The 13,366-nt window shown below is 38.3% G+C and carries 6 protein-coding genes and 1 pseudogene; 2 read left to right on the forward strand and 5 right to left on the reverse strand.

All coding sequences use genetic code 11. The features are described 5' to 3' along the window. Position 1: 1 nt before the first annotated feature. The 5 genes from DXB63_RS00695 to DXB63_RS00715 form a co-directional block, all read right to left on the reverse strand. Positions 2–457, reverse strand: coding sequence for a DUF5004 domain-containing protein (locus DXB63_RS00695; protein WP_122124445.1), 456 nt, complete (start codon positions 455–457; stop codon positions 2–4). Positions 458–463: 6 nt separating this feature from the next. Next, entirely contained in the window at positions 464–1,861 is a 1,398-nt protein-coding gene (locus DXB63_RS00700) for a RagB/SusD family nutrient uptake outer membrane protein (protein ID WP_158563602.1), read from the reverse strand. Positions 1,862–1,873: 12 nt separating this feature from the next. Beyond that, positions 1,874–4,990, reverse strand: coding sequence for a TonB-dependent receptor (locus DXB63_RS00705; protein WP_233522713.1), 3,117 nt, complete (start codon positions 4,988–4,990; stop codon positions 1,874–1,876). Positions 4,991–5,020: 30 nt separating this feature from the next. Next, on the reverse strand, positions 5,021–7,231 hold the full coding sequence (locus tag DXB63_RS00710; protein ID WP_122124448.1) for a glycoside hydrolase family 97 protein: 2,211 nt from the start codon (positions 7,229–7,231) through the stop codon (positions 5,021–5,023). A gap of 206 nt (positions 7,232–7,437) precedes the next feature. Beyond that, positions 7,438–9,282, reverse strand: coding sequence for a glycoside hydrolase family 13 protein (locus DXB63_RS00715; protein ID WP_122124449.1), 1,845 nt, complete (start codon positions 9,280–9,282; stop codon positions 7,438–7,440). A gap of 249 nt (positions 9,283–9,531) precedes the next feature. Here DXB63_RS00715 and DXB63_RS00720 point away from each other — a divergent pair, with 249 nt between their 5' ends. Further along, positions 9,532–11,130 (forward strand): DUF6377 domain-containing protein, encoded by a 1,599-nt coding sequence (locus DXB63_RS00720; protein ID WP_122124450.1) that lies wholly within the window; start codon positions 9,532–9,534, stop codon positions 11,128–11,130. A 59-nt stretch (positions 11,131–11,189) separates the two neighbouring features. Next, positions 11,190–13,326, forward strand: a pseudogene (locus DXB63_RS00725) (alpha-N-acetylglucosaminidase). Positions 13,327–13,366 lie beyond the last annotated feature (40 nt).

Consider the following 13,366-nt stretch of genomic DNA (forward strand, 5'->3'; position numbering starts at 1 on the left):
ATCAGTTTTGAGAAAGCTCATAGATATAAGTGGCTATAGCCTCATCTCCTACCATTCTCACATACTTTATTTTCAAATTAGTTCCTTTACGAGGAGGAGCAACCAGACCAAATTGTGATTTAGCATCACCGTTCTTCAACAAGACTGTCATCGGGGCTTCAGCATCGTCCAGACTCCACGTACCGGTAGCCATTCCGATAAAATCGGGCGCATTGCCTGTCACCTCAAACGTGTTATCATCCTTAAAATTGATTTTGAAAGTAGCAAAATCAAAATAGGAAGTTATGTCCATTTGCTCTCCGGCCTCATTCATTAGTAATACAGACTTTACTGACCAATCGCCCATCACCCCTTCCACTTTATTGAAGGGAGTACCTACTTCATAATCATCATCCTGACAAGAGGATAAGCCCAGAATTGCAATAAGCAATAATGATATATATTTTATAGTCTTCATAATATATTAGTTTTTGTTTTTAATAATATCAGGATTACCATTAGACTCTGCACTCGGAATTTCGAACAGTAGTTGGCGTGCATTCCATTCAAAACGATTCACATTTTTATGCTGACGTTTTAAATCATGGATACGCTCTCCCTGAAATGCCAATTCGAATCGTCTTTCCATTTGGGCATTTGCCATAATGGTTTCGGCAGAAGCAGCATCCGATGTCCTCGGTGCACCGTAAGCACGTCTTTCTATCTTATTAAGAGCGGCAACAGCACCGGCTTTATCCGTTTTAGCGGCAGCTTCGGCATAAATCAACAATAATTCGTTTTCCGCAATAACAATGCAATCCATATTATCATAATCAAACTTTGTGGTATAATAAGTACCATTTTCCTCTTTAAAGAAAGCATCGAAACGTTTATCACCATTATTTGCTTTGATCGTATTAAACAAATCGGAAGAAGGCATACAACGGGTTGAAGCAGCAGGGTCATCCGTACGATACCTGGCACGGATAGCTCCCCAAGAGTCATTACTCTTTCCGGTACTCGGAATCATAAAAATAACTTCTTTCGTTGTGGCTCCTTCTTGTGAAGCACGGGCAAACTTTGCTTTCAAATCATCATCCAAGTCATACTTGTTTATTACTTTACCGGCATAAGTCGCCGCATTATCCATATCTCCCTTATAAAAATATACTTTAGCCAAAACTGCATTTGCCGCGTCCCTTGTAGCAAATCCGCAATCCCAAGTACGATCTTCCGGAAGATTGTCGGCAGCAAACTTCAAGTCTGTAATAATCTGAGTATAGGTAGCCTCAAGCGTAGAACGTTGAACTGGTATAAAGGCATCGTCCATAGAAACTGTACCTCTCAATCTCACCGGTATTCCCATACCTTCTACATCCTTCGTCGTATCATCATAAGGCAATCCCCAGATACGAACTAAATGGAAATGTCCTAACCCACGAATAAAACAAGCATCAGCTTCCAATCGGTTTTTCGTTGCTTCATTCGCACCGGCCAGAATTTCATCGGCTTTCGAACTGAAAGCAGCAAAGTTAGCTTTATTAATAGATGCATACGTATCCGACCATGCCGTATTACCCACGGCATTAAATAAATCAGTCGTATAAGAAGAAATCTGAGTCCATTCGTATTGGTTCTCCAACGTAATGGCATCTCCTCCCATCACATCTTGGGCAACAAGCATCTCACCACCCATAAATCCGGCACCGCGAATACTTTGATAAGCATCCACCATAAACTTTTGCAAATGCTCGGGAGTCTTTACGGAATCCTCCGTCAATACCAAATCATCCGGCTTTATCTGCAAAAAGCTCATATCGTCACATGATGTCATGGATAAAACCATGCAGCACATCAATATTAATAATTTTATATATTTCATAGTCATTTGATTTTAGAATGTAACATTCAAGTTAAAAGTAAAATTACGGGATTGAGGCAAAGACAGATAAGTGACATTCGCACTCAAGTTCTTCTGTTGAGCATTCTCCATATCCCTGAAGATTTCAGGATCAAGACCATCATATCCTGTAATACAGAATAAGTTTGTTCCGGTTAACCCCAAACGAACACTACTCAATCTCATTTTCTTTACCCATGCTTCCGGTAAAGTATAACCTATTGATAACGATTTCAATCTTAGGAAAGAAGCATCATACAAATCCTCGGTTGTATTGGCTGTCGTCGCAATACCGCTGTTACCCAGTGTTGCACGATTTACATCCGTAATATCTCCCGGCTGTCTCCAACGGTCAAGCACTTTCTTCGTCAAATTCCATCCACCCAAGTTTCCTCTTTGGAATTTACCGGAATCATCATAGATATTACCACCTATCTGGAAAGTAAACAGGATTCCTAAATCCCAGTTCTTAAATGTAAAGTCGTTATTAAATCCTCCGACAAAATCCGGATAAGGATGTCCTACCACCTGACGGTCTCTATCCGGGTTATACTCTTTAGTTACCCCTACCACCTTCTTGTTCTCATCTAACTTTTCATAAATAGGCATACCATCGGCAGGATCTACTCCCAGTTTCTTTACCAAGTAGTTTACCCCAATCGGTTCACCTTTAATAACACGGGTATCTCCTGCTCCACCCAAAGCATCAGCTCCGGCATTCCCTACATCCAAAACTTTATTTATATTTTTTGCAATGTTAAAGTCCGTAGTCCAAGTAAAATCACGAGTAACGATATTACGGGATTTTATAGAGAACTCGAAACCTTTGTTTTCTATCTCACCGATATTTTTCAGAATAGTTCCCCAACCGGATGATTTGGGAGTTGTCACTTCAAGGAATAAATCCTTTGAACGCTTGTTATAATAACCGATCTCACCACTGATACGATTATTTATAAATCCGTATTCCAAACCGACATCAAACGTACGGGTAGTTTCCCACTTCAAATCAGGATTAGCCAAGCCATCTATTTTCCAGTAATGAAGGTTCTGCGGATTCTGATTGTTACTATCTTTGATATAATAAATTTGGTTGGAAGTCATATTGGTAGTTCCCCATTGCGCATAATTAGGAATCTCCGCATTACCGGTCAATCCATATCCTGCTTTCAATTTCAATAGGCTTACTACCTTTTGATGTTTCAGAAACTCTTCTTCCGTAAGCACCCAACCGATAGAGGCAGCAGGGAAATCACCAAACTTATTGTTCGCACCGAAACGAGACGATCCATCACGACGGTAGGTCAAAGTCAATAAGTAGCGATTCATCAAAGCATAGTTGATACGTCCGAAGAAAGAGACGAAAGAATATACCTGAGAAGGGTTCTTTCCTGAGTTATTACTTGCACCTACTTCCGGAAGTTCCGGATTATTGAACAGCCAGTCTTCCTTGCCCGGTTCAAAAGTAACATTATGGAAAGTATAATCCGTTGTAGATTTCATAAACTCCGTACCTATCATAAACTTAAAGCTATGTATATCCGCTATCTTTAAATCATAATTAACTAATGCCTTGGCATTCCAATTGAAGTTTTTACTTCTATTTTTATTAGCTGAAGGACTAGTTTCCACAATGCGGGTAGCCAAGAAATACCGATTGGAATTCAAATAATCCACATTACCTTCCGCCCGAACGGAAAGTCCTTTCAATATTTCGTAATTCAAATACATACTACCCATTACTCTCGAATTACGCGTCTTCCACTGACGGTTATGAATACCCACTGCCGGATTCAGATTCGATGGAAACTTAAAATAATCATCGGAATAAGTTCCGTCGTCATTAATAGCATGAACGGGGAAGTAAGGTAATGCCATTGACCAAGCATCTCCGATACCGCCTTTTTCCCATCCCATCGGTACATTCGTTTGATTAGTATAAGTATAAGATGCATTCAGACCCATTGTGAAGTTTTTAGTCACATTATAATCCAAATTCAAACGGGAACTGATACGTTTGAAATCATCTTCTTTCAAAAAAGATTTCTCATCACTTGCAGAAAGTCCGAAATACGTTTTAATCTTGTCATTACCTTGTTGCATAGAAAAGTCTCCATAGTTAGACCAACCTACCTGAAGGACTTCATCTTGCCAATCCGTGTTTATATTCTTGGCCTGATCCCATGAAAGACCACCGGCTAACTTCGGATGCGGTCCATCATAGGTACCTGTACCATAAATAATATCATTCTCATACCCTTCCTGCAAAAGAGTAAGATATTCGTCGGTATTTAGCATATCCATTCTTTTCACAATAGTAGAAAGGCTGGAACGATAATTGAAGTTAAATACCGGTTTCCCTTTCTTTCCCCTTTTTGTGGTAATCAAAACAACGCCGTTTGCTCCGCGAGAACCATAAATGGCAGTAGCCGAGGCATCTTTTAGTATTTCGATACTCTCAATATCATTGGGGTTAATAGAGGACATCGGATTAACATTCATACCGGCAGGTCGGTCTGTACCTCCTCCTTGAAGTGGCATTCCATCTACAACGTACAATGGATCACCCCCCGCTGTAATAGAAGCTACACCACGGACACGGATGGCAGCTCCCGCACCTGCCATACCTGAAGTTTGGGTTACCTGTACTCCCGCAGCACGTCCTTGAAGTGTTGCATCAAAAGAAGAGTTAGGTGCTCCCATCAAATCCTTACCCGCAACCTTGGCTATGGAACCGGTTACTTCACGTTTATTTTGAACACCATAGCCAACCACAACTACTTCATCGAGTTGCTCGGATTCTTCCTGCAAAGTTACCGTCACTTCAGAAAGTCCTTTTACGTTTTTCTCCTGAGGAACATACCCTATGAAAGACACCACAATCACATTCTGACCATCTGCCAACAGCAAATTGAAATTACCGTCAGCATCGGTAATAGTTCCATTAGTCGTACCCTTTGCTAAAATATTAGCACCAATAACCGGTTCACCTTGTACATCTTTTACATGACCTCTCAATGCGGTCTGTTGTGCAAAAGCACCCAATGTAAAGAATATCCCCAAGAAAAGGGACAGAACCATTCTACAGATTCTAAGATTAGTTCTCTTCATGCATTATAATATTAAAGTTAACAAATTATATTATTTCATCTTACTCAAGCCTTTCAACTCACTTTTATCTTTGGCTTCTTTGATGCTGATTGCAAATCCTCCTCCACTCATTGCACGCAATGTCAGTTTCGATTTATTTGTAACAATACCTTTCTTAATCGTATATGCCTGCGGATTATCTTTCCAATCAGCATCTTTCGCATCAGCATATACAGTCGCAATATATTGCTTATCCGGATCTAAAAAATCAAATGTCAATTTAGCTACATGACCATTTTCATCTGCCGTACAACCGACATACCAATCGTTCGTCCCTTTTGCTTTACGGGCTATTGTTATGTAATCACCCGGCTCGGCCTCCAAATATCTTGTTTCGTCCCAATCAATAGCCACGTCCTTAATAAATTGGAAAGCATCCATAAATTGCTCATAGTGTTCAGGGATATCGGCTGCCATTTGCAACGGGCTGTACATCGTTACATAAAGTGCCAACTGACGTGCCAATGTTGTTCGTACCTGTGAATTATTGGAAGGATTCATCTTATTACAATGTGGCTCAAAAATACCCGGAGTATAATCCATCGGACCACCAAGTAAACGGGTAAAAGGTAGAATCGTCGTATGGTCTACATTGTTTCCGCCAAAAGATTCATATTCTGTACCACGGGCAGACTCATTACCAATTAAATTAGGATAAGTACGACACAACCCCGTAGGACGGGTGGCCTCATGTGCATTAACCATAATTTTATAATCAGCGGCTTTTGTCACAGCATACAAATAATGATTATTCATCCATTGCCCGTAATGATGTTCCCCACGAGGGATAATATTACCTACATAACCGCTCTTTACAGAGTTATAACCATTATCCACCATAAACTGATAAGCTTTATCCATGTGACGTTCATAATTACGTACCGAAGCAGAAGTTTCATGGTGCATCATCATTTTAATTCCTTTAGATGCTGCATAACGATGTATTTCCTTCACATCAAAATCAGGATATGGTGTGACAAAATCAAAAACATAATCTTTGCTTTTTCCAAACCAGTCTTCCCAACCTTCATTCCATCCTTCTACCAAAACTGCATCAAATCCATGTTCCGCAGCAAAGTCAATATAACGCTTCACATTAGCTGTATTGGCAGAGTGTCTTCCGTTCGGTTTCGTCTTTGCATAATCCGTCTCACCAAGTTTTACACTTGTCAGTTCATCTGTATAAGCCCACGTACCTTTATTGGTAATCATATCCCACCAAACACCGACATATTTCACCGGTTTAATCCAAGAAGTATCTGTCAATTTACAAGGTTCATTCAAATTCAAGGTAATTCTTGATGCAAGAATATCACGCGCATCGTCACTGACAATCACTGTACGCCACGGAGAAACACAAGGCGTCTGCATATACCCTTTATCTCCCTTTGCATCCGGAGTAAGCCATGACTCAAAAACCAGATTCTTATCGTCTAAATTCAGGTTCAGACACGAATAATCCACCAATGCAGCTTCATGTAGGTTGATATATAAACCATCGTCCGTCTTCATCATCAAAGCCGTCTGAACTCCTGTTGGTGAAAATGGAGTTTGTGAAGAGTTCGGAGTAATAGCTTCTTTCATCAGCCCTCTGATTTCGGACAGACGTGAAGTCATTGTGCTATATTCCTGTGTATCATAATCTCCCGGTAACCAAAATGCTTTATGATCACCTGCCATTGCAAATTGTGATTTCTCTTCCTTTATTACAAAATAGTTAAGTTCCGTCTGTTGAGGAAACTCGTAACGAAAACCTAAACCATCATCAAACAAACGAAAACGTACGATGATATACCTATTATTCATCGGTTGATTCAAGGTTACAGTCAACTCATTATAATGATTACGTATCTCCTTTTCTTCTCCCCATACGGGTTTCCAAGTTTCATCGAACGTTGAAGTTTTTATATCCTTTACTTCAAAACCACTATATAAATTTGTTTTATTATCCAGACTATTTATGTCCTTACGCATCTTGAACTCAAAATCTACAGCGGCATCAGCATCTTCCTTTTTCAACTCCAAACCCAAGCTACTGGGTTTGATTACCGTCTTACCTTTATAAGTCAAATCGTAAGTAGGAGTACCCTGAGCATCCAACTTAAAATTCATTTCCAAATTACCATTAGGTGAAAGTAGCTTTTGAGCATTTGCAATAAATGAAATGCAAAGAAATACTGAAATTAAAAAGTGCTTTTTCATATTATTATAATATTAATTAATAGGCCAACAAACATCCGATTATCATTTCGTATCAGACATCGCAAATGTAAGCGTGATAAATAGTAATTAATTAAACAAGAATGAAAATATAAATCATTTTACTTATTCAAAACAATTATATATTTGATAATCAACTATTTATCGTTAAACATTCAACAAATAAATATAAACCATTGTGAACTATATCAGAATGTTAGAATCAATGTTTCACGTTCCTTTAATGTCAAACTCTTATCTAAATGAACTTCTTTTCCTGCAAAATCTATGGCAGTTATTGATGGTAACACTTCTTTATAAGAAGATAAATCCAAAGTCTGCTGTTTATCTGTACCATTCAAAAATACAACCACCGATTTATTCTCATATTTCCGTTCATAAACATATACTCCATTCTTGGGAACAAAATGTTTTAATGTGCCTTTCGCTATAATATTATTCCCTTTTCTCCACTGAAGCAATTTCCGGAGATAAGTGTAAGCTTCATTTTCCCGAGCTGTTCTTTCAGTCATAGAGAAAGCATTATGTTTATCTCCTTTCCATCCACCCGGAAAATCCGCACGAAGTAAACCATCACTTCCATTAGCCTTATCAGCTGCCATTAATATTTCTGTTCCATAATAAATTTGGGGAATACCACGTGTAGTCAACAAGAATACAAGTGCTTGTTTATAACGGTTCAAATTACTCGTGCTTTCCCGGGTTCTATAAAAACGGGAAGTATCATGATTATCCAGAAAAGTCAATAAGTTACTCGGATTAGCATATACAATATCTTGTGTCAGATAGTCATATATACGATAAAGACCTCCTCCCCAATCTTGAGTTTCTTCATCAAAAGCCTGATTCATAATTTCCATCAACGGGAAATCCATTACCGTAGGAAGGTTTGAATTCTTGGGAGCCGCCAAACGGCTGTCTTTCTGCCAATAAGAAACCAATATATTGTTATTCAGCCAAGTTTCACCGACAATATTAAAATCGGGATACTCATCCATAACTGCTTTGCACCAACGTGACATTCCATCAAAATCAGCATACGGATATGTATCTTGACGGATGCCATTAATACCGCTATACTCAATCCACCAAATACTATTTTGAATCAAATAAGTAGCTACATCTTCATTTCGTTGATTAAAGTCCGGCATTACTTCGGCAAACCATCCATTCAACGCCAAATTCTTTTCGAAATCCGAAGCATATTTATCCGATTGAGTCGCCGTACGAAAATTAGTTTGCGTATAATTATCCGGATAATTAAACCAATCTTTGGAGGGCTTATCTTTAAACAGATAATTTTCGCTTCCGCAATGATTAAAAATCATATCCATTACCACTTTTAATCCTTTGGCATGGGCACTGTCAACTAATTTACAAAAATCTTCATTTGTTCCAAACCGACGGTCTACCTGATAATAGTCGGTAATAGCATAACCATGATAAGAACCACCCGGCATATCATTTTCTTGAATCGGATTGAGCCAAATGGCTGTTACTCCCAAATCCGAAATATAATCAAGGTGATTGTTTATACCTTTTATATCTCCACCATGGCGTGCGGAGGGATCTTCTCGGTCTACCTTTGCTTCATACATACCCTTTATTACATCATTCGATGTATCGCCATTAGCAAAACGGTCAGGCATAATAAGATATAACACATCCCCAGAACTAAACCCTTTCCTATTCGCAGATCCAGTATCTCTCTTTTTCAACTCATACGGAACAACCATACGGTCCCTACCTTGTTGTAACACAATATCAAATGTTTGAGGTACAGACTTCGATAAATCCACATACAATAATAAATAATCAGTATTCCCCGGTTTTACAATCCTCTTTAGATGCACATCTTCAGCAGAGAGCGATACCTCTGAAGAAGCAATATTTTCCCCATATAACAAGATTTGCAATTCCGGATTTCTCATTCCCGCCCACCAGAAAGCGGGTTCCACTTTCTGCAACGAAGTTGCTTGCAGCGTTTGCATATAAATAAAGATAAATACCAAGAGTGTCGCTAAATGTTTCATATTACTAGATTTGGATTGATTAAACAACTGTCACAAATATAAAAGGTTCTATGATGTCTCTGAAAGAAATAGAAAGAAATTATAAATCGCTTAGAATTATAACATACTGATAATCTTTATAATAATCAAATAAAAGACTGACAAAAATATAAACGGATAGGAATAGCTTTCAAACATAAAACAAGCATATTTTAGTCTTTTCTATTTCTTTTCGTAAAGAATCATTATATTTGCTGAAAACCTAGTCAAATGAAAAAAATAATCTCTATATTAGTTTTGTTCATCTGTTGCAATCCCGTAAACAGATCGTTTGCTATTCCTAAAAACATTTCCAATGAAAACATACTTAAGCAATTAGACAAAGCTATTGAACAAAAAAGCCAATATCATACGCAAAGAGAAAGAAAAATCGACAGTTTAACCACTTCATTAAAATATACAACCTCCGCACGGAACAAGTTAGAAACTTATAATGCACTATATGATATCTACCTGCACTATCAGGCAGATTCAGCTCTTCATTATGTCAAAAAGAAACAAGAACTTATTCCTTTATTGAACAATCCATCTCTAAAAGACGAAGTGTTAATTAATCAAATCGAGGTAATGGGAGTTATGGGTATGTATAATGAAGCATTGGAAATGCTTAAACATATTGATGCGAAGACTCTACCCGATAACCTACTCTTATATTATTATCATGCTTGTCGTGCTTGTTACGGATGGGCCGCCGATTATACCAATACCAACAATAAAAACAAATACCAGAAATTGACAGATTTCTATCGGGATTCTATATTGAATATCACTGAAGATGGCATTGATCGCGATATTGTTCTTGCCGACAAACTAATAATAAATGAAGATTGTGATAAAGCTATTGCCATTTTAAACAAAGCACTTCCCAATAGTCACGACAAACGCCAAAAAGGATATATAACTTATAACCTGGCAGATGCTTATGGTTGTCAAGGAAATATTGAAAAGCGAATCTATTATTTGGCAGAAACAGCAATTATCGACATTGAATCTGCCATCAGGGAATACGAATCACTGCAAAAACTGGCACTGTTGATGTTTGAAGAAGGGAATATAGACCGAGCTTATAAGTATTTGAACTGCTCCATGGAAGATGCTGTTGCTTCCAATGCAAGATTGCGCTCCATTGAAGTTACGAATTTCTTCCCCATCATTGATAAAGCCTATAAATTAAAGGAAAAAAGGGAGAAGAAGATAACCGACATCCTTTTATTTAGTGCCGGGATTCTTTCTTTACTTTTACTGATTACCATTTTCTATTTATACAAACAGATGAAGAAACTGTCGGTAGCACGGAAAGAATTGAGTGTAGCTAACCAACAAATGAAAGCGGTAAACCGAGAGTTGATACAAACCGGAAAAATTAAAGAAGAGTACATAGCACGTTATTTGGATAGATGTGCTATATATTTAGAAAAATTGGATAACTACCGCCGTTCTTTAATAAAACTAGCAATGGCTTCTCGCGTAGAAGAATTATTCAAGGCTATAAAATCCGAACAGTTCATTAATGATGAACGGGATGAATTTTATCGTGAATTCGATAAATCCTTCTTAAACCTCTTCCCGAATTTCATTCAGTCATTTAATAATTTATTAATCAAAGAAGAACAAATACACCCAAAAGCCGGAGAACTCTTATCTACCGAATTACGCATCTTTGCCTTAATACGTCTAGGAGTTACAGACAGTAACCGTATTGCCCACTTCCTTGACTATTCGTTGACCACCATTTATAATTATCGAAGTAAAGTCAGAAACAAAGCTATAAACAAAAATACTTTCGAACAGGATATTACCAATCTATAAGAACATAACATACTCCCGAAAGAGGCTGAACCATTTATTCAATCATATCCCATATTATTATGAAAACACTATTACTACTATTAAGCTTGTTTTTTATAGATATTTTCTCATTCGCTTCTCCTATCACAAACTTACTGGAGCGCATTGACAAGGGAGCATCTAAGAAATTTATCATCGAACAAACAAAACTCTCCGACAAAGATTTCTTTGAATTAGATCAGAAAGATGGCAAGATCATTATTCGAGGCAATAACTATGTAAGTATTGCTACAGGACTAAACTGGTATCTGAAATATTATGCAGGTATTCATCTTTCATGGAATGGCATGACTGCTAAATTACCTGTCACACTGCCGGTTGTTACTAAAAAAGAAAGACATGAAAGTATGTTGCCTTACCGTTATGATCTCAATTACTGCACTTTCTCATATTCGATGGCATTCTGGGACTGGCCGCGTTGGGAAAAAGAGATAGACTGGATGGCATTGCACGGTATTAATCTTGCTTTAGCACTCACCGGGACAGAAAGCGTATGGTATAACGTTCTTAATAAGTTAGGTTATGACAAACAAAATATCAATGAATTCATTTCTGGTCCAGGTTTTCTTGCGTGGTGGCTTATGAATAATTTGGAAGGATGGGGTGGCCCTAATCCGGATAGTTGGTATACACAACAAGAAACACTTCAAAAAAAAATTGTAAAACGGATGCGTGAATATGGTATTGAGCCTATATTGCCGGGATATGCCGGAATGGTACCCAATAATGCCAAAGAAAAATTAGGATTAAACGTATCAGATCCCGGACGATGGTGCAGCTATCGTCGCCCTGCTTTCTTGCAACCGGGAGATAAACGTTTCGAAGAAATATCCACTTTATATTACAAGGAACTGACAAAGCTGTATGGCAAGGCGAACTTTTATGCTATCGATCCTTTCCACGAAGGAGGGAGCACACAAGGAGTAAATTTGGATATTGCCGGAAAAGCAATTATGAATGCTATGAAAAAGATCAATCCGAAAGCCGTATGGGTAGCTCAGGCATGGCAAGATAATCCACGTACCAAGATGATCGAAAATCTGAAAACAGGAGATTTACTAATACTCGATTTACACAGTGAATGCCGACCTCAATGGGGAGATACTTCTTCCGAATGGTATAGAAAAAATGGTTACGGGCAACACAACTGGATATACTGCATGCTACTTAACTTTGGCGGAAATGTCGGATTACATGGGAAAATGGATGCCGTAATAAACGGATTTTACGATGCAAAAAATGACACACATGCCGGACAAACTTTGCGGGGAGTCGGTATAACTCCGGAAGGTATTGAGAACAATCCGGTAATGTACGAACTGACAATGGAACTGCCTTGGAGAGCAGAACGTTTCACGAAAGAAAACTGGCTGAACAGCTATGTAAAAGCTCGTTATGGTGTGGAAGATGAAATAATAAACAAAGTATGGCTATTATTGGGAAAAGGTATTTATAACAGTCCGAAGAATCTTGTCCAACAAGGTACACACGAATCTGTATTCTGCGCCCGCCCTGCCGAAGATGTTTATCAAGTATCAAGTTGGTCGGAGATGAAAGATTATTATAATCCTCAAGAAGTAATAGAAGCAGCCCGCTTGATGATTTCCATCGCTGATAAATACAAAGGAAATAATAACTTTGAATTTGATTTAACCGATATCCTACGCCAAGCTATTGCAGAAAAAGGACGTTTAATGCAAAAATCTGTTACCGCAGCTTACCATGGCATCCCGACATTTCCTACAACTAATTCTTTTGCAGGATGAATTATTGGCAACACGCCCCGAATTTAAAGTAGGCAAATGGATAAGTAATGCACGCGCATTAGGCAATACACCAACAGAAAAAGCATTATATGAATGGAACGCCCGAGTGCAAATCACAACATGGGGCAATCGCATAGCCGCCAATGAAGGCGGACTCCGAGATTATGCACACAAAGAATGGAACGGTATCCTGAAAGATCTCTATTATGTACGCTGGAAACAGTACTTCGACTACTTATTCCAAAAAATGGATGGTAAGCAACCACAAGAAATCGATTTTTATACTTTAGAGGAATCATGGGCCAAAGCATCCAACTATTATTCTGCTGATCCGGAAGGTGATTGTATCGCAACAGCTAAACGTATCTTCAAGGAAGTATTTCAAAATTAAATCGGAAATAAAAAAGAGGAAGAACTTTATGTTTCCTCCT

Source organism: Bacteroides sp. OM05-12 (assembly GCF_003438995.1).
Classification (GTDB): Bacteria; Bacteroidota; Bacteroidia; order Bacteroidales; family Bacteroidaceae; genus Bacteroides.